We start from the raw sequence: 19,697 nt of genomic DNA, 5'->3' as shown, positions 1-19,697 counted from the left end.
CCGTCCCTACGACGGTCCTTGGGGTGTGGTGGGCCTTGTGCCTCTGACGAGCACGGTCTGCACCATGCCTTCCTTGCCGGGCGGCGGCGCGATGATCCAGCTGGCCACGTCCACGAAACCGACGGCGCGCAGGCGGCTCTCCCATACGGTGTCTGGATAGCACCACCGCATAGCCGGCGCCTCCTCGCCGTGCAGAACGGGTCCGCATTCGCCGTTCTCGGGCGGTCGGTGCGAGAACACCAGGACGCCGCCGGGCTTGAGCCTCCGCCAGATCTTGGGCAACAGCACTTCCGGGTCGGTGAACCAGACCGCCCCGAAGACGCTGTAGACCGCGTCGAACTCCTCTCGGCAGGTGTCCAGGAACGCGGTTGCGTCTGCCTGGTGCAACTCCATCGGGACACCGGAAAGCGCACGCGCCGCCGTGATCTGATTCCCGGACAGGTCGACACCGACCGCGCGACCGCCGCGGGCAGCGACGTGGGAGAGATTCCTGCCCTTTCCACAGCCCAAGTCGAGGACACTTGTGCCGGGGCCTGTCGGCAGCAACTCCAGTTGCGGGCCGTGGTTGGGGTGCCCAGTCCACTGCGTCCAGTGGAAGCGGGTCGGGTCACGATCCCACAGTCTGGCTTGGCTGCCGTCGCCGTAGGCGTCCCAGGCATCCTCCTCGGTGGCGTGTTGCGTCACGCTCTCTCCTCTTCCGTGACCAGATCCCCGACCGGTGGGCGCATGGTGGCGCGCCTTATCTCGGGCAACGAGCACGGAGGGGCACCTGGCGCGATTCGTGATCCATCAGCCAGCAGTGATTGTGCACCGCGGTTTCAAGGACAGGACGTTGTACATCATTCAGATGACCGGAGAGATAATTCGAGATCCGATGCAGGCCGTCAGCTGACGCAGCTCGCCGTCTGGGCAATGGTGCCTATGAAGTTCTTCCATGTGGCCCTGCTGAGAGTGAGTTGAGGACCTGAGGTGACCTTCGAATCGCGCACGGCGATGCCCCCAACGAGTACGGCCACCTCCAAGCACTCACCCCCCATACCGTTGCTGTAGCTGCTCTTACGCCACTGGATGCTGGACGACGGCATCATTGGGAGTGCTCCTCCAGGAGTCTCGAGATCAGCAAGGTCGAACGTTGAGGGCTCAGAGCCAAGGCCCTGAGGTGGTCGAAGGCCTTCGTGTACAGGGCTACGTCCTTGGGCTCTTCGAGGTAGACCGAATCGGTAAGTCCCTCTCGGTAGACCAGGTCGGGGTCCTCTTGCTCCGGGAAGCCGAGGATCGTGTAGGACCCCGTGGTGGGGTAGGCGCCTGCGTCGAACGGCAGGACCTGGACGGTCACGTTCTTCAACTTACCGATTTCCAGCATACGTTCGAGTTGACGGGTCAGGACCTGGCGGCTGCCGACCACGTGCTGCAGTGCACTCTGGTGCACAACGGCCCACAGGTCGGGTGCGCTCTCGCTGGTGAGTAGCTCCTGGCGACGCATGCGGACGTCGACCATGCCCTGAATGTCCTCAGCGGTGTGATCGACCCACGCGCGGCACTGCTCGGTTGCGTACTCGGCCGTTTGCAACAGACCGGGGATGAACTCGGCTTGGTAGCTGCGCAAGCTGGAAGCTGCCTGTTCGAGGCCGACGTACACAGAGAACCAGGCGGGGATCGCTTCGCCGTGAGCGTGCCACCATCCCTTCGTCTTGGACTCCTTGGCCAACGACTTCAGGAGATCGCGTAGCTCTTCGGCGGTCCCGTAGAGGCGGCACAGGGCGTCGACGTCTGAGGGCTGGACCCGTCCCTGTCCCGTCTCCATGCGGCTCACCTTGGAGCTGCTCCAGTCCAACTCCTTGCCTACCTGGCTACAGGTAAGGCTGCTCTCCTCGCGTAGCCGTTTGAGCTCGATCGCAAGTCGGCGACGGCGAGCCGTGGGAGATCCGGCCATGTCAACTCCTCGTGGATTAGCGGAAGGCCCATCCCACCGGAAGGGGCGCGAAAGGCCAATCACCCTAAAGGGGGAATCCCCTCGTGCATGTTGCACGAAGGGATAGTCGCTGCGACTCTGTCACTCGGAGTCATCAACTGATGCACAGTGCGCAACGGCGTGTGCGAAAGGTGGTCGAAGATGATTTACGTGAGTGGTCGCGTCGGACGGGAGCCCTGGCTGCACCCGTTCATTGCCCAGCCGAGTGAAGTCGCCCAGCTGAGGCGGACGTTGAGGCTCCGGCTCATTCTGTGGGGACTGTCGGAGCACGTAGATGCCGCACAGATCTGTGTGTCCGAGCTCGTAACCAACGTCATTCGACATGTCGGCGAGGGAACTCCCGCGACGCTCCGCATGACGCTGAGTGAGTCATATCTACGCCTGGAAGTCGAGGATCCCGATGCGCGGGCGTTGCCCACCTTGCTTGCCGCCGGTACCGCTCTGGAGTCAGGGCGAGGGATGGCACTCGTCGATACCGTGACCGACCACCGATGGGGTGTGATTCTTCGCAGCGACTCCAAGGTGGTTTGGTGTGAGCTCGCTACCGGTGCCTTCGTCGCCGGCAGTCAGGCAAATGGCCCCCGGGTCACCCGGGCTGAGGCGATCCTTGATCTGTATGGCTCCTGGCCACTCCCGCACGGTAGGTCGACGGTAGAGGGTGGCAGTCTGCTGAGCGCCGCAGCGACGGAGGAGGCTGCCATCGGGGTCATGACTGACGTGCTGCACTGGCTGAGTGCGCACGGCTATGACCCCGATGACGTACTCGACCGAGCTCAGACTCACTTTGAGGCTGAACTCGGTGAGGCCGTATGAAGGCCGGCGAGCCTGTCAGCTCGCGGTGATACCCGAGTACGACCACACATCCGCAGGCAACTCCTCATGCAGTTGCCAGGTGATGGCCATGGGCTTGCTGCCCTCGTGTCGGACATACGTGGCCGGGCCTAGCAGCATCCAAGGTTGGGCCTTGCCGATGTCGGTGTCTTTGTAGCGCCGCATGAACAGCAGGACGTGGCTTCCGCGCTGCTTGTGCTGCTGGTAGCGCAGACCAGTGGGAGAGGTGGCTGCGGTCGTGCTCTGTGACTCCCAGTGGAAGAGGGAAGGGCTCAACGCGTAGTCCTTGTACCGGACCGTGGGGGAGAAGTCCTTCTCGTTCTTCTCGAGGGTGATCAGTAGTGCGTCCGTCTGGTTTTGCTCGTCCCACAGGACACCCTGTGCAAACGATCCCGGCATCTGGCCGCCCAGGCGGGCGACACCAAGCGCTGCCAGGATCTCCGAGCGGTTGTATGCGCTGTGGATCTTCAGGGGAATGTGGGAGTGCGGGCCCTCCAGAGGGAGGGGGAAGTGGTCGGCTTGCCCCATCACATGGTCGAGTACCTGCCGCAGTTCGCTACGGAAGGCTCGTTGTTCGCGGAGCGATTCAAGCCCTTCCGCGTAGGAGTTGAACCCGCCAGCTTTGTCCCAGAGGTTGAAGAACAGCATGCGCGCGTACGTTTGGTACTTCGGGCTCAGGGAGTCGTACGGCGGCGCATCATCGCTCAACAAGCGCATGTAGGCATCAGCGCGTTCGCCGTCGTCGACGTGCAAGAACGCATGCACGCGCTTCAGCAGGTCCTCTTCGCCGGCCTGTTCAGGAAGGTCGGCCAGGCCAGCGCGGCGTAGGACCGTCGTCCATGAGTTGCTCGACTTATACAGCTCTCGGATTTCACGGCGACTCTCCTTGAGGTAGTCGGCGAGAACCGGTGTGTCGAAGGCCCGCACTTCCTTGGCGAGGGTCTGAACGGTCGCCTTGATCTGGGTGCGAATGTTGTCCAGCACCAGCTGCTTGGACTTGCCCTCAAGGATGATCTGGCAGCCGGATGGCAGCAGAGGGAAGTCGTGCTCGGCGTGCTCAAGGAGTCGGTTGCGCGACAGGTTGGTCATCGCGCGGAACTGCTCCTCGAACCGGAACTCGGCACGATGTTGGCCGATGAAGTCGAGCACAGTGAGCACGGGCTTGTCCGGGGTCCGCCGCAGACCTCGACCAAGTTGCTGGAGGAAGACGGTGGCGCTGTTAGTTGGGCGCAGGAGGAGGATCGTGTCGACGTCGGGGATATCCAAGCCCTCGTTGAAGAGGTCCACGGAGAAGATGACTTGGATCTCTCCCGCCTTGAGCTGCGACAGAACGTGGTCACGGACCTCGGGCTTGGACGAGCTGTCCAAGGCTTCAGCCTTGATGCCTGCGTCTTGGAAGCACTTGGCCATGAAGTGAGCATGCTTCCTGCTGACGCAGAACCCGAGCGCCCGCATGTTCATCGGGTCGGACACCTTGTCCCGCACCTGCTTGATGACGATGCGAGCACGCGCAAGGTCCCCGGAGAACAAGTTGCCGAGCTGACTCTGGTCGTACGTACCCGAGCGCCAGTTGAGGCGGGTGAGGTCCGTGCCGTCGGGCACGCCGAAGTAGTGGAATGGGCACAGGAGGTCGTTGTCGAGGGCCTCCCACAGTCGCATCTCGGCGGCGATTCGGCCTTCGAAGAACTCGTCCTGCACATTCAGGCCGTCTGCACGCTCGGGAGTGGCGGTCAGGCCAAGGAGTTGTTTTGGCTTGAAGTGATTGAGAACGCGGCGATATGTCGCAGCGGTAGCGTGATGGAACTCGTCGATGACGATGATGTCGAAGTGCTCCGGGGCAAACTGGTCGAGTCGTTGATCGGTGAGTGACTGGACGCTGGCGAAGACGTGCTTCCAGTCCCGGGGTAGCTCGCCGCTGTAGAGCACTTCGCCGAAGGACGCGTCGTCGAGCACTTCGCGGTACATACGGAGCGACTGCCGCAGGATCTCCTTGCGGTGTGCCACGAAGAGAAGCCGCGGGTATTCCTTGGCGCCCCACTCCTTGTGCAGGTTGCGGTAATCGAGGGCGGCCATGACTGTCTTGCCCGTACCGGTCGCAGCCACAAGCAAGTTGTGGTGGTGACCGCGTACCTCACGCTCGACTCGCAGTCGCTCCAGCATGTCGGCCTGGTGCGGGTGTGGGCGAACCTCAAGGCCCGAGAGGCTGATCTTGGCGTCTTGGCCGGACGGCGAACCGCCCGCCACGATCAGAGCCTCGTCCAACTTGCGGGCGTCGCGATCGGGGTCGTACGACTCAAACGCGATGTCATTCCAGTACGCGTCGAAGGTGGCCTCGAATTTATTGAGCACGACTGGAGTGGCCACGGATGACAGGCGTACGTTCCACTCCAGGCCGTCGAGCAGTGCGGCCTTCGAGAGGTTGGAGCTGCCTACGTACGCGGTGTCGAAACCGCTCTTGCGTCGGAACAGCCAGGCCTTCGCATGGAGGCGGGTCGAGCGGGTCTCGTAGTTGACCTTTACCTCGGCTCCGAAGTCGCGGACGAGTCGGTCGAGTGCGTGGCGGTCGGTTGCGCCGATGTAGGTGGTTGTGATGACTCGGATGGGGACGCCGCGTTCTGCGGCGGCACGGAGAGAGTCTTCGAGTACGCGCAGGCCGTACCACTTCACGAAAGCGCAGAGCAGATCAATTCGGTCTGCTGTTGCCAGCTCAGCGCGCAGCTCGCTGCCGAGGCTTGGATCCTCGGGGGAATTGGTGATGAGTGCGGTCTCCGACAGTGGCGTGAGCGGCCGTACCGCGTAGACACCGGGGGCCTCCCGCTCAGCAAGCGCCAGCAACTGCCGGGGGCCATCGGCGATGGTGCCTATGACCTCGTCCGTATCCGGGTCCGGCGCGTGCGTGGCCAGTGACTGGAGAATCTGGTTGGCAACCGTCACCTGCTTGTTCGGGGGCAGTTGACTGAGCCTGCGCCCCACGGCCTCGCTGATGTGGCGTGCCAGCACGTGGGGCGCGGACTCTTCGCTGACCTCTTCGTCGATTGCCTTCCAGCCCGCGGCTTCGAGCCGCTCCATCCGGTCATGCAGAGTCCGCGTGATGAGTTGCTCGTAGACACCTGCGACCGGCTGCGCCGAGTCCCCCGATTCCGCCACGACCGCTCCCTAGATCCTTCGCGCCGATATGGATCTGTTCTAACAGCAGTCACTGACAATCGAAGCTCTCCCGCTGAAAAGTGATCGTTTTCAGACAGGGGAGGTGTGGACGCGACTACGTATGCCGCATGACCTGATAGATCGTCTCGGACATAGGCGCCGGGTGAGGGACGTCGTGCCAGCCGATCTCCTTCGCCCGCTCCACGATGGCTTCGCGGGCGGCTGCGGCGGCTGTTTCGTCTTCGAAGAACGCGATGGACAGTCCGTTGCCTGTGGCCGGGTCGACGAGGTGGTACGCCCCATGGACTCCCGGAACGCCTGCTGCTGCTTCGAGTACCCAGTCCCGATCGTCGTCGGGCATCGGCTCCCATACGGCTACTCGCGCGATCATTGCTTCCTCCCGTGATGCTTGGTGGCCGCGGGCTCGGCGTACCGCTCAACCGCGATCAGCTCACTGCTACCGCCCCGAAACGATCACGCCCCGTGACACCCCTCATAAACCCGCCCCGACCCACACCAACACCCAGCCCCCCGCTGAGGCGGCCACTCCACAGCCCGCCCCCGAGCCGCCAATGTCGTCGCATACTGCGGCAGCAACTCCGCCTCGCCCGGTGAAGCCATCTCGGAAGCCGCGAAGGCCTCGTAAGAAGGCACCGTCCCCGTGACGATCCCCAGGTTCGGGGTGCCGGAGGCGGCCAGCTCCCGCAGGGACCCCTCTATCGTCGCCAGATGCTCCTCATGCGAGGGGTACTCCGCCGCCAGCGTCGGATACGCCTCCACCAGCTCTGCCAATTCCCCCGCCGGCCAGTGCAGCACAGCCACCGGGAACGGCCGGGACAAAGCCTCCCGATATGTCCCCAACTCCGCCCGCAGGCGCGAGATCTCCGCTGCCAGTTCCGCCGGGTTGTCCGAGCCCAGCGACCACACCCGCTTCGGGTCGTGCAGCTCGTCCAGGGGGACCGGGGACGAGTGGAGGAGGTCCGCGATGGTGTCCCACTCGTCGTGGGCGACGCCCAGCATCCTGCGCACCCGGTGGCGGCCGAACAGCAGTGGGTGCGTCGAGTACGGGGGCTCCTCCACATCCGTCAGGAGCACACGCGCCCCCTCCGTGAAGGTCTCCTCAGCCGCTTCCAGCTCGTCGTGGGCCTCCAGGGACTCCGCCACGATGACCCAGGGGGCCGGGTCGCGCGGGGCTGCTGCCCGGACGCCGTCGATGATCGCTCGGGCCTCGGCCTCGTGGCCGTACTCCCACAGGTTGGAGGCCTTGAGGGCGCGTACCAGGTAGGGGTTCTCCAGGCCGGTCTGGGACGACAGCAGGCGGTCGTAGAGCGTGGACGCGGCGGGGCGGTCGCCGGCCAGTTCCAGGTGGGCCGCGGCCTGGAGGAGCAGGGCCTCGGCGTCCTCCGGGTACAGGCCGGCGGTTCGCTCCAGGCGGGCCGCTTCGGCGGTGTGGTCGACGTTCTCGGCAGGCGTGTCGGGGCGCATGAGGGAAACCGTACTGCCCATCCGTGGCGAAGAAGAGGTATGTGCTGGTCAAAGGGCGGGGATCACGTGATCCGGCCGGGACGCCCGCTCGCCGCCCACACCATCGTCGCCAGCGCCGCCGCCACGATGCCCGCCCCCACGTACAGCGGAGCGGTGTAGCCCAGCCCCCTGCTGATCGCGAGCCCGCCCAGCCACGCCCCCAGTGCATTGCCCACGTTGGACGCCGAGACGTTCGCGCTCGCCGCCAGCGGGACGCCCCGCGCGTGGTCCGTGACGCGGGTGATCATGCCGGGGACCTGGGCGAAGCCGAACACGCCGGTGAGGAAGACCAGGACCACGGAGGCGGCCGGGCTCTTTGCCAGCAGGCCGAACAGCGCGAGGGTGGCCGCCAGCGCCGCCAGGGAGATGATCAACGTGAGGTCGCGGTGGTGGTCCGCGGCGCGGCCGCCCGCCAGGTTGCCGAGGACCAGCCCGCTGCCGTAGACGACAAGCAGCCAGGCCACGTCCGTGTCCGAGAAGCCGGTGACCTCGGTGAAGGTGTAGGCGAGGTAGGTGAAGGCGCCGAACATGCCGCCGTAGCCGAGGGCGGTCGCGGTGAGGGTCAGCCAGACCTGGCGGGAGCGCATCGCCCGTAGCTGTCCTCGCAGGGCGCTCCCCGACCCGGCGGCCTTCCCCGCCCAGCCCGGCACCAGCACCGCGATCGCGACCACCGCCGCCACCCCGATCCCCGTGATCGCCCAGAACGTCGCCCGCCAGCCCCAGCGGTCGCCGACCAACGCGCCGAAGGGGACTCCGAGCACGTTCGCGACCGTCAGGCCCGCGAACATCACCGCCACCGCCCGCGACGCGCGCTCCGGTGGGACCAGGCGGCGGGCGACGAGGGAGCCGATGCCGAAGAACGAGCCGTGGCACAGGGCAGCGATCACCCGTCCCAGCATCATCACGGGATAGTTCGGCGCGAGGGCCGAGATGAGGTTGCCGAGGACGAACAGCACCACCAGGCCGATCAGGACCGGCTTGCGGGGCAGCCCCGCCGTCGCGGCCGTCAGCGCTATCGCGCCCACCGCGACGGTCAGGGCGTAACCGGATATCAGCCGGCCCGCCGCGGCCTCCGACACGGCGAGGCTCCGGGCCACCTGTGGCAGCAGCCCCGCGATCACGAACTCCGTCAGGCCGATACCGAAACCGCCGAGCGCCAGCGCGACCAGCCCGGCCGGCATCCCACCAGAGGGAGCGGACGGCGAGGACGTCAGATCGTCACCCCGTCTATCTGCAAGGTCTGCACCGCCTTCCCCGCCAGCGACACCGAGACCGACTTCCCGCTCAGGAACGTGTCCGAGTACGACCTGTACAGGTCCCCGCCCGTCGTCACCGTGTTCCAGCGGGGGACGAGACCGCCCGAACCGCCGGTCACGGTGGTGAAGTTGGAGAGGTTGAAGGTGAAGGTCTGGGCCGACGTCGAGGTGTTCAGCGCCACGATCACCAGGCGCCTCGCGCTCGAGTCGTAGGCCGCGACCGCGTTGCTCACACCCGTGTCGAGGATCTTCATGCCGGGGCGGATGTGCCGGCTGAACTGCGCCATCGTGTAGTACTTCGTCTGCACCGCGCCCGCCTGCAGCGTGCTCGCGTCGTACGCGATCATCGCCCAGTTCGTCGAGGGGTCCATGACCTGCCAGTAGACCCAGGCGGTGGGGTGCAGCCAGCGGAAGTCGTAGAGGAGGTTGAAGGCGAGCGTGTAGCCGGTGCCGTCGTTGTCGCCGGTCTCGGAGTTCCACAGGGCCTTGCCGGCCGTGGTCACGACGTCCGTGTAGAGGAGGTCCCTGCGGCCGCCCGAGCCCTGGTAGCCGTGGACGTTGACCCGGTTCACATAGCCCTTCGTCGTCGAGGAGAAGGAGTTCCAGGTCGTGCGGGCCAGGTCGTAGCTCGTCTCGTCCGAGGCCGAGATCTTCGTCGACGTCAGACCGCGCTTGTCCAACTCGCTGCGGACGTACGGCAGTACGGCGGACTGGACGGTCGAGTCGATGTGGCAGCCCTCCTGGGTGCCGGTCGCCGTCCACCAGCTGGAGCTGGGCTCGTTGAAGGCCTCGACCGTCGCGAAGTTCACGCCCCAGTTGTTCTTCGCGTAGAGGGCCACCGCCGCCAGGTGGGAGGCGTGCTGGCGGTAGTTCCAGGACTGGAGGTTGTTGCCGCCGTCGGAGGCGCCGGACGGGTTGTGGTTCAGGCACATCCACCACATGGGGGAGTTGGCGAACAGCTCGGTGGTCGCCCCGCGGGCCACGGCCTTCGTCAGCATCGCGCGCTGGGTGGCGTCCGCCGTCCACTTCCAGGCCGAGGAGGTGGGGTCCTCGTTGTTCCAGTCCTGCCAGTAGCCCTCGATCTGCTTGAAGGCGGGGATGTTGGCGGAGGCGACCATGCTCTCGCCGCTCACGGTGTTCCAGCTGCACGCGCCCAGGTTGTAACGGGCGATGTTCAGGCCCAGGCCGGGAAGCGAAGTGCCGTTGTACGTCGTCGACTTGGTGGTGAAGAAGATGTCGGCGAAGTCGTCCCGCGCACCGAACACATTGGCCCACCAGGCCAGGGAGGTGCCCCAGCCCTCCCAGGTGCCGTACGAGGTCCCGGGGTTGACGGCGATCGTGGCGTCCGCGCGTGCGGTACCGGTCGCGAGAGCGCTGCCGAGGAGGGTGCCGCCCGCTGCGGTCAGCAGGGTTCTGCGTCGGATCATGGCTTCTCCGCCTTCGCTGGGACCTGGCCCGTCAGGTCACTGGAGGGAAGCATCGGGTGTGACGGGTGGGGTTGTCGAGGGTTGTGCCAGCCCTTTCTAAAACCTGTGTACGAAGTCCGGACAGCCCCTGTCCCACGGCTGCCGCCGTGCGGGTCTGGTGACTTCGACGTCCGGCCCTTATCGTGCGGGCGGCCCGGTGAAGGAGGCGTACGGATGCGCGTTCCGGTCGTGCAGCACACCACCCGGCGGCGTCGCGCGTGCCGCCGACGTGCGCTGTGGACCGGCGGCGAACTCCTCGTCACCGCGGGCCTGGTGCTCCTGCTGCTCGTCGTCCACCAGCTGTGGTGGACCAACCGGGAGGCCAGGCGCGGCGCCGAGCGCAAGGTGGAGGCGCTGGAGCGGGAGTGGGGCGGCGGAGCCGCCGGTAAAGGCGGCGAGTCCGGCGACTCCGGTATGTCCGTCCCGGCCGCGACGCCCCAGCCGCGCACGCGCACCCGTGACAGCCACCGGGCGGTCACCGCCGGGCAGCCCCGCCCCTCCTGGTCCCAGGCCTACGCCATCCTCATCATCCCCCGCCTGGGGCTGCGCGTCCCCGTCGCCGAGGGCGTCAGCAAGCAGGACGTCCTCAACAAGGGGTACGTCGGCCACTACCGCGGCACCGGGCAGCCCGGCCAGGCGGGCAACTTCGCGCTCGCGGGGCACCGGAACACGCACGGCGAGCCGTTCCGGTACATCAACCGGCTGCGGGCGAAGGACCTCGTGGAGGTCGAGACGAAGACCGCGACCTACACCTATGCCGTCGACCGGACGCTCCCGCAGACCTCGGCCCGTGACTCGGGTGTCGTACGCCCGGTTCCACGCTCGATCGTCGAGCCCCGCTACGGGTACTCCGAGCCCGGCTACTACATCACCCTGACGACCTGCACCCCCGAGTACACGTCGAGGTACCGGCTGGTGGTGTGGGGGAAGCTGGTGTCGATGCGGCCCCGGTCCTAGCCGGCGGAAGGGGGCCGCCGGGCAGCGGAAAGGGTCCGCCGGACAGCGGAAGAGGGTCCGTCGGCATGCTGACGGACCCTCTTCCGCAAGAGCGGGGTCAGGCGTACAGCCTGACGGAGTTCGTCGGTGTGAGGTCCGTCCAGAGACCGCCCGCACAGTTGTTGATGCCGAGGTCCCACGCCACGCTTCCCGTGCCGTTGTATCCCGTGAATCCCTTGACGCCGGCGCCGCCCGTCTGGCAGTTCAGCACGGTGTAGTCGCCGATGAGATTGCGCACGTTGTAGGTGCCGTAGCGGTAGAAGTCGTACACCTTGGGGTGGTTGGGGCTGTCGTCCCAGATGTCGCCCTGGTAGATGCAGACATGACCGGCGTTGCAGCCGGCGGTCTGCGCGGTACGGGGTGACAGGGCCGGTGCGGCGGACGCGGCCGTGGAGGCGGTGACGACCGCGGGGACGGCCGACCCCAGACAGGCCAGTAGCACGACGAGGACGCGACGCATGGTGATCTCCTGACGGGATTGCCTGGGCGGGTGGGGGGCCTGCCGCGCTGTCGTCACCGGCACTCCGGTACGTGCGGCTTCCATTGCGACGGCGAACCGGTCGTCACGTACCAGTCGTTGATGTAACCGCCGTCGCTGTCGAAGTCGAGCGCGAACCAGTAGCGGTCGCCGTGGCCGTCCGCGTCGCCGTCGCCCGTGGTCCAGCAGGCCAGCATCATGGTCTGGCCGTTGTTGTAGCGGTGCCCGGTCGTGCCCGAGGCGTAGGACGGCCCGTTGTGGGAGGCCAGGTACGAGCCGGCCGATATCCCGGTCACCGACGCACACCACACCGTGTGCCCGTCGTGGTCACAGGCCCAGCCTGCGGCCGAGGCCGGCGAGGCGGCCGTGCCCACCGCGACCGCGGCCAGCGCCAGCGTGCCGGCCAACGCGGCGGCGCGGCGGCGTACGGGTCCTGCCTGGCGTACGTGACTCTTCATGGTGGTTCCCCCGATCGTCGATTCCGCGGCGCCTCAACGTAGGTGCGGCCCAGAGGCAGCCGCAAAGACTTCGAAGGCCGTCGAAAGGTGCCGGAGCGACCGGCTTCGCCACATCGTGGAACGCAGGCCGATGAACCGGAACCTGAGACTTCTCAGGGTGACTTGAGGGGCGGGCTCTACGCCCGGCCCCGCTCGCGCAGCACCAGCACGGCCACCGCGGCCGACAGCGCCAGCCCCGCCGACACCAGCAGTGCGATGTTCGCTCCGTGGCCCAGGCCTCCGCCCGAGGACGTCACGATCGCGATCGTCAGGGCGACGCCCGCGCAGGAGCCGATGTAGCGGAAGGTCTGCTGGGCGCCCGAGCCCATGGCCGCGCGGGCCGCCGGGACCGACTCCACCGACAGCAGGGGCAGGGCGGCGTTCAGCAGGCCGCTGCCGATGCCGCCCAGGATCAGGCCGGGCAGGAGGCGCTGCCAGGAACCCGAGTCGATCGCACCGAGCATCGCCAGGACGCCCGCCGCGTGCAGGGTGAAGCCGACGGCCAGCTGGTGGCGGGGCGGGACGCGGCCCGCGAGGCGCTTCGCCTGGAGCGCCACCGTGAAGGAGAGGCCGGACCAGAGCAGGAACAGCCACGCCGTGTCCATGGGGGACATGCCGAGCGCCTGCTGGAACAGGACCGGCAGGAAGCTGAACAGGCCGATCACCGCGAGGCCCGTGAACAGGCCGCCCGCGGACGAGGCCAGGAAGCCGGGGCGGCGCAGCAGGCTCAGGTCGATCATCGGCGTCGCGGTGCGGTGCTCCACCAGCGCGAACACGGCCACCAGCACCACCGCCGCCAGGAACAGCAGGCCCACCTCGGTGCGCAGCCAGCCGTCCCGGCCGAGGGTGAGGGCGGCGACCAAGGAGACCAGGGCCAGGCCGAAGGTGAGCGCGCCCAGGATGTCCGGGCGGCCGCCCCTCGGGGAGCGGGATTCGGTCAACGTACGTGTCCCCAGGGCCGCCACGATCACCGCCGCCGCGCCCAGCACGCCGTACGCCATTCGCCAGTTCGGCATCGCGCCCGCGACGAGTGGCCCCGCCGCGATGCCACCGCTCACGAAGGCTCCCCACACGCCGGTCGCGTGCAGTCGGCCTCGTGGGGTCGGGAAGGCGTGCACCAGCAGGCCCAGGCTGCTCGCCAGGATCGCCGCGCTCGCCGCGCCCTGCGCTATGCGCGCCAGCGTGAACTGCAGGGTGGAGGAGGCCAGGGCCCCGAGGGCCGTGGTGATGCCGAGGGCGAGGGTGCCGACGAGGAAGATCCGGCGCCGGCCGTAGTCGTCGGCCAGGCTGCCGGCGACCAGGAGGAGCGCGGCGAGGCCCAGCGGGGTGCCGTTGATCAGCCAGGCCTGCGCGGAGAGCGGGGTGTGCAGCGCGATCGCCGTGTCCCGGAGGGTGACCACCGGGGCGGTGTACGTCATGAGGGTCACGGCCGTTGCCGCGCTGGTCAGGGCGAGGGTGGCGCGGGGGTGCGGGGACGCCTCCTCGGGCGGTGCGGGCTGCTTCGGGTGCGATACGGGCTGCTCGGCATGCGGGGTACCGCCGACCGCCGCCTCCCGTACCTCGGGCCCTTCGGTTCCGGTGAGGGTTCGTTCATTGAACCTAGTCATGTCCTGAACCGTAACACGGTAGGTTCGGTCATTGAACCAAGCTCGCGAAAAATGGTTACAGTGGACGGCATGGCACTCGGCAAGGACTACGTGACACAGGAGTGCTCCATCGCCCGCGCGCTGGAGATCGTCGGCGAGCGCTGGACGCTGCTCGTCATCCGCGACGCGCTCTACGGCGTGCGCCGCTACAACGACTTCCTCGTCCACCTCGGCATCCCGCGTGCGGTCCTCGCCGCCCGGCTCCAGTCGCTGACGGCGGAGGGGATCCTGGAGAAGCGGCGCTACCAGGAGTCGCCGCCGCGGGACGAGTACGTCATCACCGAGCGCGGCATCGCCCTGTGGCCGGCCCTCCGCTCCCTCGGCCTCTGGCGCCGCGAGCAGTACGCCGAGACCCAGCTGCGCTACTTCCGGCACGCGGACTGCGGCACCGAACTCGGGCCGTACGGCGAATGCCCGGCCTGCGGGGCCGTCGTACCCGTCGAGGACGTCCTCATGGTGCCGGGACCCGGACTCGATCCGGACCCGGCGGATCCGGTCAGCCGGGCGCTACTCAGGCCGCGCAGGCTGTTGCAGCCCCTGGAACTGCCCGCCGAGAGCGGTGAGGTATAACCGAGGCAGGACGAACAGGCGAGCAGCAGCAGCCGCGTCGCAACAGACGAGTAGCAGTACGTACGCGTATGAGGGGGGCGTCATGATCCGCAGCCGGATGGCGCTGCGCCCCGTCGCCGTTCTGCTGCTCCCGCTCCTCGTCCTCCAGGTCGCGCTGCTCGACACCGGCAGCCTCACCGCCACCGTCGCGCTCGCCGCGACGGCCGCGGCCGGCTCCGCGCTCGCCGCCTGTGCCCTGCTCACCGCGCGCTGCGCGCCCGCGGTGCCGCCCACGCGCGTCCGTACGGCCATCCGCGACCGTGCCCGCCGTACGGCATTCCTGCCGCAACGCGACCCCGACGCCAAGGGGCGCACCCGGCCCCGGGCCCCCGGATCCGCCCTTCCGGCGACCGTCGCGTAGGGCTCACCACACGTAGCTGACCCCGCGCGGGTCGTCATGCCGCCCTGTCCCACTACCGGCACGACGAGACCCCCGGAGGGCTCACCCATGTCCGTTTTCGCTGTCTTCGCCGACCTGGTCGGCCGCTTCGCCGACCTGCTCCAGCCGCTGTTCGGCGCCTCGGCGGCGGCCGCCGCCATCGTCCTGTTCACCGCTCTCGTACGACTGCTCGTGCATCCCCTGTCCCGGGCCGCGGCCCGGGGTCAGAAGGCCCGGACCGCACTGCAACCGAAGATCGCCGAGCTGCGGAAGCGGCACAGGAAGGAACCCGAGAAGCTCCAGAAGGCGGTGCTGGAGCTGCATGCCGAGGAGAAGGTGTCGCCGGTCTCCGGGTGCCTGCCGTCCCTGCTGCAGCTGCCGGCGTTCTTCCTGCTGTACCACCTGTTCTCCAGCACGAACATCGGCGGACAGGCGAACGAACTGCTCACACACCAGCTGCTGGCCGCTCCGCTGGGCGGGCGGTGGGCGGATGCCCTCGGGGGCGGAGGGGTGCTCGGGGGCGCGGGGCTGGTCTATCTGGGACTGTTCGCCGTGGTCACTGTTGTCGCTGTCTTCAACTACCGGCGTACCAAGCGGATGATGGCCGCCGGCAATCCCCTCCCCGTGCAGGACGGCGAGGCCGTGCCGGGGCTCGGTGCCGTCAACAAGGTGATGCCGTTCATGTCCTTCTTCACCTTGTTCACGGTGGCGGTGGTGCCGCTCGCCGCCGCGCTGTACGTGGTCACCAGTACGGCGTGGAGCGCTGTGGAGCGGGCGGCCCTGTACTCCTGACCCCGGTGGTTACGGTCCAGTCCGTGAACCGGGTATTGCGGACTGGACCATGACCTTGGAGGATCGACCAGTCCTCCGATGGCTGCACCCATCGGTCGGGCGCCCCGCGATCGAGGGAGAAAGTGATCATGAAGCTGCTGCGAGTCGGTACGGCGGGAGCGGAGACGCCTGCGCTGCTCGATGCCGAGGGGGTCCTGCGGGACCTGTCCGGTGTCGTGACCGACATCGACGGGACATTGCTCGCCGACGACGAGGCGCTCGGGCGGATCCGCGCCGCCGCCGAGGCCGGCGAGCTGCCCGCGCTGGACGCCACCGGGCTGCGGGTCGGGCCGCCGGTGGGGCGGATCGGCAAGATCGTGTGCATCGGGCTGAACTACCACGACCACGCCCGCGAGACCGGGGCCGAGCCGCCCGCCGAGCCGGTGATCTTCTTCAAGGCCGCGGACACGGTGGTCGGGCCCTATGACACCGTGCTCGTGCCGCGGCGGTCGGTGAAGACCGACTGGGAGGTCGAGCTGGCCGTCGTCATCGGGCGCACGGCCCGGTATCTGTCGGACGACGAGGATCCGCTGGCCTACGTCGCCGGGTACGCGGTGGCGCACGACGTGTCCGAGCGGGAGTTCCAGATCGAGCGGGGCGGGACCTGGGACAAGGGGAAGAACTGCGAGACGTTCAATCCGCTGGGGCCGTGGCTGGTGACGGCGGACGAGGTGGGTGATCCGCAGGATCTGTCGTTGAAGCTGTGGGTCAACGGGGAGTTGAAGCAGGACGGGACGACCGCTGAGCAGATCTTTTCCGTGGGCGAGGTCGTGCGGTACGTCAGCCAGTTCATGACCTTGTACCCGGGGGATGTGATCAATACCGGGACTCCGGCCGGGGTTGCCATGGGGGCGCCTGAGCCGAAGCCGTTCCTGCGGGGCGGAGATGTGGTGGAGCTGGAGATTTCGGGGCTCGGGCGGCAGAGGCAGGAGTTCAAGGACGCCTAGAGGGGTGGGGGCTGCGCTTTGTTGGCGACTGCGGTGCGTTGTGGTTGCTCGCGCCCACGCGGCGGAGCCGCACATCGATACAGCCCCGCGCCCCTGAAAACGTGCAGTTACCCGCGGCCCTGAAAGCGTCAGCTCTTGTGCAGGAACTCCTCCAGCGCCTCCACCACGAAACGGTGGTCCGCCAGTTGGGGCAGGCCCGACACCGTGACCGCGCCGACGACGCCCACGCCCAGGACGTTGATCGGGAAGGAGCCGCCATGGGCCGCGTACGCGTCCGGGTCCAGGCGGGAGGAGTCCTCGAAGGTGGTGCCCTTGGCGCGGAAGCGGGCGCCCACCAGGTAGGAGGCGGAGCCGTAGCGTTCGACCACGCGGCGCTTGCGGGCGATCCAGGCGTCGTTGTCCGGGGTTGAGCCGGGCAGGGCCGCGTGGAAGAGCTGCTGGCCCGCGCGGTGGATGTCGATCGCGACCGGGGCCTGGCGCTCGCGGGCCATCTCCACGAGCAGGCAGCCCAGCGCCCAGGCGTCCTCGTAGGTGAACTGGCTGAAGACCAGGTGCCGTTCCTGCGCCTCCAGTTCCTCCAGGGGCGGGGTGAGCTCCGGATGGAACTTCGGGGTGATCTCCTGGTTGTGCGTCACAGCGCCACCGCCACTCCGTCGCGGGCCGAACGGCGGGCCGCCTCGAGCACGTCGAGGGCGGCGGCCGCCTCCAGAGCGGTCACCGGGTTGGGACCGTCGTCGTTGAGGGCCCTGGTCACGGCCGCATAGTAGGCCGGATAGTCGCCGGGGAGGGTGGGTTCGACGCGGCCGCCTCCGGTCAGCGGGGACTCGCCGGATCCGACGCGGCCCCACAGCGACTCGGGTTCCGTGCCCCAGCCGGGGGTCGTGTGCGGACGCCCGCCCTCCCGCAGGGCCGCCTCCTGCGGATCGAGGCCGTACTTGACGTAACCCGCCTTCGAACCCAGCACCCGGAAGCGCGGGCCGAGTTGGGCGGTCGTCGCGGAGACGTACAGGTGGGAGCGGACCCCGCTGGTGTGCGTGACGGCGATGAACGTGTCGTCGTCCGTCTCGGCGCCCGGGCGGCGGATGTCCGACTCGGCGTAGACCTGTGCCGCCGGGCCGAAGAGCACCAGTGCCTGGTCGACGACATGGCTGCCGAGGTCGTAGAGCAGACCTCCGATCTCTGCGGGATCGCCCGACTCGCGCCAGCCGCCCTTCGGCTGCGGACGCCAGCGCTCGAAGCGGGACTCGAAGCGCCATACGTCGCCCAACTCCCCCTCGTCCAGCAGCTTGCGGAGGGTCAGGAAGTCGTTGTCCCAGCGGCGGTTCTGGTAGACGGAGAGCAGCAGGCCGCGGTCCTCGGCGAGGGCGGCCAGCTCGCGTGCCTCGGCCGCCGTGCCCGCGACGGGCTTGTCCACGACCACCGGGAGGCCGGCCTTCAGGGCGGTGGTCGCCAGCGGGACATGCGTCTTGTTCGGGGACGCGATGACGATCAGGTCCAGCTCGGCGGCGCGGTCGAACAGCTCGCCGGGGGTCGCCGCGATCCCTACGTCCGGGAACTCGGCGCGGGCCTGCTGCTGCCGCTCGGGGTTCGAGGTGACCACGGTGTCGAGGGCGAGGCCCTCGGTGGCGGTGATCAGCGGGGCGTGGAAGACGGAGCCCGCGAGGCCGTAGCCGACGAGGCCCACGCGCAGAGAGGTACGAGTCATGCATCCCACTTTCGCAACGCTGTTGCCAAAGTGCAAGCGGGGGAGAATGGAAGCGTGGACAGGACGAACGCAGGGACGACGGCAGGAGCAGGAGCCGGACGGGCGGGCATGGCGGGCTCCGCCGGCGTCAATCTGCCGGGGCTGCGCAGCCACAACACGGCGCTCGTGCTCGATCTGCTGCGCACGGCGGGGGAGGAGGGCATCAGCCGGCTGGAGCTCGCGGAGCGGACCGGGCTGACCCCGCAGGCCGTCAGCAAGATCACCGGACGGCTGCGGGACGAGGGGCTGGCGACGGAGGCGGGCCGCAGGGCGTCGACAGGAGGCAAGCCTCCTACGGTGCTGCGGCTGGTGCCCGAGGCGGGCCACGCCGTCGGGCTGCACCTGGACCGCGACGAACTGCGGGCGGTACTGGTCGACCTCACGGGGACCGTGCTGGGGGAGCGGCACACCTCGCTGGACCTGGGGGCGGGGGCCGAGGCCGTCGTCGCCGCGGTGGCGGAGGAGGCGGGCGCGCTGATGATGGGGGCCTCGGGCGCCGGTTCCGTCCTCGGCGTCGGTGTCGCGCTCCCCGGTCCGCTCGACCACCACCGGGGTGTCCTGCACCGCGTGACGGGATTCCCCGAGTGGAACGGCTTCCCCCTGCGGGACGCTCTCGCGCGGCGGCTCGGGGGGCCGGTCGTCGTCGACAAGGACACCAACGCGGCTGCGCTGGCACTCGCCGTCGGGGGCGAGAGAGGGTCCTTCGCCTATCTGCATCTCGCTACGGGGCTCGGCGCCGGGCTCGTCATCGGCGGCGCCGTGCACCGGGGGGCCCGTACCGGGGCCGGGGAGTTCGGGCACCAGGTCATCCAGCTGGACGGACCGCCATGCGGCTGCGGCAACCGCGGCTGCATCGAGGCGCTGTGCCTGGCCGCGATGGCACGCGGCGCGGTCGACGAGGCGGCGCACGTCCTCGGCATCGGCGCCGGCAACCTGGTCGCACTGCTCGACATCGACCTCGTACTCCTCGGCGGCCGCACCGTCACCGCCGCCCCGGACGCCTTCCTGCGAGGGGTGCGCACCGTCCTCGTCGAACGCGCCGGCCGCCTGGGCGAGGCCCCCGTACCGGTCCGACTCGCCTCCGGCGGCGTGGCCGAGGGAGCGGCACAACTGATACTGGCAGGACTTTTCAGCCCCGCCGGGGCTTGACCTCTCAGCCCGTCCGGGCCCGGATCCTTCATCCGCCTGGGCTTGCCTTCAGTCCGTCCGGGCCTTGATCCTTCAGCCCGTCCGGGCCCTGACCCTTCACCCGCCCGGGCTTGGCCTCTCAGCCCGTCCGGCGTTTGAGGACGAGGCCGTTCAGGCCGAAGCGGGGGTCTGGGGGCGGCGGGCAGCGGGTGCTGGTCAACGACCTCGTCACCAACGGCATGATCT

At 68.5% G+C, this 19,697-nt stretch carries 20 protein-coding genes; 7 read left to right on the top strand and 13 right to left on the bottom strand.

The window, feature by feature from the left end:
- Positions 1–6: 6 nt before the first annotated feature.
- The 3 genes from ACWC1K_RS30335 to ACWC1K_RS30325 form a co-directional block, all read right to left on the bottom strand.
- Complete coding sequence (locus ACWC1K_RS30335; RefSeq protein ID WP_450836075.1) at positions 7–684, bottom strand: class I SAM-dependent methyltransferase; 678 nt, start codon at positions 682–684, stop codon at positions 7–9.
- Between the two features lie 200 nt (positions 685–884).
- Positions 885–1,085, bottom strand: a complete 201-nt coding sequence (locus tag ACWC1K_RS30330) for a DUF397 domain-containing protein (protein WP_450750246.1) — start codon at positions 1,083–1,085, stop codon at positions 885–887.
- The gene (locus tag ACWC1K_RS30325) at positions 1,085–1,933 is read right to left on the bottom strand and encodes a helix-turn-helix domain-containing protein (RefSeq protein WP_450836073.1); all 849 of its coding nucleotides are present in this window, start codon (positions 1,931–1,933) and stop codon (positions 1,085–1,087) included. The genes ACWC1K_RS30330 and ACWC1K_RS30325 overlap by 1 nt, the downstream gene beginning before the upstream one ends.
- Positions 1,934–2,113: 180 nt before the next feature.
- Between ACWC1K_RS30325 and ACWC1K_RS30320 the strand changes: the two genes are divergently transcribed.
- Positions 2,114–2,785, top strand: coding sequence for an ATP-binding protein (locus ACWC1K_RS30320; protein ID WP_450836071.1), 672 nt, complete (start codon positions 2,114–2,116; stop codon positions 2,783–2,785).
- A gap of 15 nt (positions 2,786–2,800) precedes the next feature.
- On the opposite strand, the gene ACWC1K_RS30315 is transcribed toward ACWC1K_RS30320, so the two are convergent.
- The 5 genes from ACWC1K_RS30315 to ACWC1K_RS30295 form a co-directional block, all read right to left on the bottom strand.
- Positions 2,801–5,950 carry a DUF3427 domain-containing protein gene (locus tag ACWC1K_RS30315; RefSeq protein ID WP_450836069.1) on the bottom strand — a complete coding sequence of 1,050 codons (3,150 nt, stop codon included), beginning with the start codon at positions 5,948–5,950 and terminating at the stop codon, positions 2,801–2,803.
- A gap of 115 nt (positions 5,951–6,065) precedes the next feature.
- Entirely contained in the window at positions 6,066–6,341 is a 276-nt protein-coding gene (locus tag ACWC1K_RS30310) for a hypothetical protein (protein ID WP_450836067.1), read from the bottom strand.
- Between the two features lie 83 nt (positions 6,342–6,424).
- Positions 6,425–7,435, bottom strand: coding sequence for a hypothetical protein (locus ACWC1K_RS30305; RefSeq protein WP_450836065.1), 1,011 nt, complete (start codon positions 7,433–7,435; stop codon positions 6,425–6,427).
- 62 nt (positions 7,436–7,497) lie between these two features.
- Positions 7,498–8,655 (bottom strand): MFS transporter, encoded by a 1,158-nt coding sequence (locus tag ACWC1K_RS30300; protein ID WP_450836063.1) that lies wholly within the window; start codon positions 8,653–8,655, stop codon positions 7,498–7,500.
- Between the two features lie 29 nt (positions 8,656–8,684).
- Positions 8,685–10,157, bottom strand: a complete 1,473-nt coding sequence (locus ACWC1K_RS30295) for a beta-1,6-galactanase (RefSeq protein ID WP_450836061.1) — start codon at positions 10,155–10,157, stop codon at positions 8,685–8,687.
- A gap of 213 nt (positions 10,158–10,370) precedes the next feature.
- On the opposite strand from ACWC1K_RS30295, the gene ACWC1K_RS30290 reads away from it, so the two are divergent.
- Complete coding sequence (locus ACWC1K_RS30290) at positions 10,371–11,153, top strand: class E sortase (RefSeq protein WP_450836059.1); 783 nt, start codon at positions 10,371–10,373, stop codon at positions 11,151–11,153.
- A gap of 97 nt (positions 11,154–11,250) precedes the next feature.
- Here ACWC1K_RS30290 and ACWC1K_RS30285 read toward each other — a convergent pair whose 3' ends face one another.
- The 3 genes from ACWC1K_RS30285 to ACWC1K_RS30275 all read right to left on the bottom strand — a co-directional run bounded on the left by ACWC1K_RS30285 (position 11,251) and on the right by ACWC1K_RS30275 (position 13,774).
- Positions 11,251–11,652, bottom strand: coding sequence for a hypothetical protein (locus ACWC1K_RS30285; protein WP_450836057.1), 402 nt, complete (start codon positions 11,650–11,652; stop codon positions 11,251–11,253).
- Between the two features lie 53 nt (positions 11,653–11,705).
- Positions 11,706–12,128 (bottom strand): hypothetical protein, encoded by a 423-nt coding sequence (locus ACWC1K_RS30280; protein ID WP_450836055.1) that lies wholly within the window; start codon positions 12,126–12,128, stop codon positions 11,706–11,708.
- A 176-nt stretch (positions 12,129–12,304) separates the two neighbouring features.
- Positions 12,305–13,774: an MFS transporter gene (locus tag ACWC1K_RS30275; protein WP_450836053.1), complete on the bottom strand. Its 1,470-nt coding sequence runs from the start codon at positions 13,772–13,774 to the stop codon at positions 12,305–12,307.
- Positions 13,775–13,843: 69 nt separating this feature from the next.
- Here ACWC1K_RS30275 and ACWC1K_RS30270 point away from each other — a divergent pair, with 69 nt between their 5' ends.
- From ACWC1K_RS30270 to ACWC1K_RS30255, 4 genes are all read left to right on the top strand, one after another.
- On the top strand, positions 13,844–14,383 hold the full coding sequence (locus ACWC1K_RS30270) for a winged helix-turn-helix transcriptional regulator (RefSeq protein ID WP_450836051.1): 540 nt from the start codon (positions 13,844–13,846) through the stop codon (positions 14,381–14,383).
- Positions 14,384–14,465: 82 nt separating this feature from the next.
- Positions 14,466–14,783 carry a DUF6412 domain-containing protein gene (locus ACWC1K_RS30265; protein ID WP_450836049.1) on the top strand — a complete coding sequence of 106 codons (318 nt, stop codon included), beginning with the start codon at positions 14,466–14,468 and terminating at the stop codon, positions 14,781–14,783.
- Positions 14,784–14,870: 87 nt separating this feature from the next.
- Positions 14,871–15,593: a YidC/Oxa1 family membrane protein insertase gene (locus ACWC1K_RS30260; protein ID WP_450836047.1), complete on the top strand. Its 723-nt coding sequence runs from the start codon at positions 14,871–14,873 to the stop codon at positions 15,591–15,593.
- 128 nt (positions 15,594–15,721) lie between these two features.
- Positions 15,722–16,579, top strand: a complete 858-nt coding sequence (locus tag ACWC1K_RS30255) for a fumarylacetoacetate hydrolase family protein (RefSeq protein ID WP_450836045.1) — start codon at positions 15,722–15,724, stop codon at positions 16,577–16,579.
- 128 nt (positions 16,580–16,707) lie between these two features.
- On the opposite strand, the gene ACWC1K_RS30250 is transcribed toward ACWC1K_RS30255, so the two are convergent.
- A complete protein-coding gene (locus ACWC1K_RS30250) occupies positions 16,708–17,214 on the bottom strand; it encodes a heme-degrading domain-containing protein (protein WP_450836043.1) in 507 nt (168 codons plus the stop codon).
- A complete protein-coding gene (locus tag ACWC1K_RS30245; protein WP_450836041.1) occupies positions 17,211–18,284 on the bottom strand; it encodes a Gfo/Idh/MocA family protein in 1,074 nt (357 codons plus the stop codon). The genes ACWC1K_RS30250 and ACWC1K_RS30245 overlap by 4 nt, the downstream gene beginning before the upstream one ends.
- Positions 18,285–18,392: 108 nt before the next feature.
- On the opposite strand from ACWC1K_RS30245, the gene ACWC1K_RS30240 reads away from it, so the two are divergent.
- Positions 18,393–19,472: an ROK family transcriptional regulator gene (locus tag ACWC1K_RS30240; protein ID WP_450836239.1), complete on the top strand. Its 1,080-nt coding sequence runs from the start codon at positions 18,393–18,395 to the stop codon at positions 19,470–19,472.
- Positions 19,473–19,697: the final 225 nt, after the last annotated feature.

Source organism: Streptomyces sp. NPDC001492 (assembly GCF_053597275.1).
This window is presented reverse-complemented; position numbering and strand designations above follow the sequence as displayed.

What these genes read in the sequence shown, in the direction of transcription:
- ACWC1K_RS30280 (WP_450836055.1), bottom strand. Translation starts at nt 12,128, where the DNA reads ATGAAGAGTCACGTACGCCAGGCAGGACCCGTACGCCGCCGCGCCGCC.
- ACWC1K_RS30330 (WP_450750246.1), bottom strand. Translation starts at nt 1,085, where the DNA reads ATGCCGTCGTCCAGCATCCAGTGGCGTAAGAGCAGCTACAGCAACGGT.
- ACWC1K_RS30295 (WP_450836061.1), bottom strand. Translation starts at nt 10,157, where the DNA reads ATGATCCGACGCAGAACCCTGCTGACCGCAGCGGGCGGCACCCTCCTC.
- ACWC1K_RS30275 (WP_450836053.1), bottom strand. Translation starts at nt 13,774, where the DNA reads ATGACTAGGTTCAATGAACGAACCCTCACCGGAACCGAAGGGCCCGAG.
- ACWC1K_RS30270 (WP_450836051.1), top strand. Translation starts at nt 13,844, where the DNA reads ATGGCACTCGGCAAGGACTACGTGACACAGGAGTGCTCCATCGCCCGC.
- ACWC1K_RS30240 (WP_450836239.1), top strand. Translation starts at nt 18,393, where the DNA reads ATGGCGGGCTCCGCCGGCGTCAATCTGCCGGGGCTGCGCAGCCACAAC.
- ACWC1K_RS30285 (WP_450836057.1), bottom strand. Translation starts at nt 11,652, where the DNA reads ATGCGTCGCGTCCTCGTCGTGCTACTGGCCTGTCTGGGGTCGGCCGTC.
- ACWC1K_RS30325 (WP_450836073.1), bottom strand. Translation starts at nt 1,933, where the DNA reads ATGGCCGGATCTCCCACGGCTCGCCGTCGCCGACTTGCGATCGAGCTC.
- ACWC1K_RS30265 (WP_450836049.1), top strand. Translation starts at nt 14,466, where the DNA reads ATGATCCGCAGCCGGATGGCGCTGCGCCCCGTCGCCGTTCTGCTGCTC.
- ACWC1K_RS30305 (WP_450836065.1), bottom strand. Translation starts at nt 7,435, where the DNA reads ATGCGCCCCGACACGCCTGCCGAGAACGTCGACCACACCGCCGAAGCG.
- ACWC1K_RS30290 (WP_450836059.1), top strand. Translation starts at nt 10,371, where the DNA reads ATGCGCGTTCCGGTCGTGCAGCACACCACCCGGCGGCGTCGCGCGTGC.
- ACWC1K_RS30310 (WP_450836067.1), bottom strand. Translation starts at nt 6,341, where the DNA reads ATGATCGCGCGAGTAGCCGTATGGGAGCCGATGCCCGACGACGATCGG.
- ACWC1K_RS30260 (WP_450836047.1), top strand. Translation starts at nt 14,871, where the DNA reads ATGTCCGTTTTCGCTGTCTTCGCCGACCTGGTCGGCCGCTTCGCCGAC.
- ACWC1K_RS30255 (WP_450836045.1), top strand. Translation starts at nt 15,722, where the DNA reads ATGAAGCTGCTGCGAGTCGGTACGGCGGGAGCGGAGACGCCTGCGCTG.
- ACWC1K_RS30300 (WP_450836063.1), bottom strand. Translation starts at nt 8,655, where the DNA reads ATGCCGGCCGGGCTGGTCGCGCTGGCGCTCGGCGGTTTCGGTATCGGC.
- ACWC1K_RS30320 (WP_450836071.1), top strand. Translation starts at nt 2,114, where the DNA reads ATGATTTACGTGAGTGGTCGCGTCGGACGGGAGCCCTGGCTGCACCCG.
- ACWC1K_RS30245 (WP_450836041.1), bottom strand. Translation starts at nt 18,284, where the DNA reads ATGACTCGTACCTCTCTGCGCGTGGGCCTCGTCGGCTACGGCCTCGCG.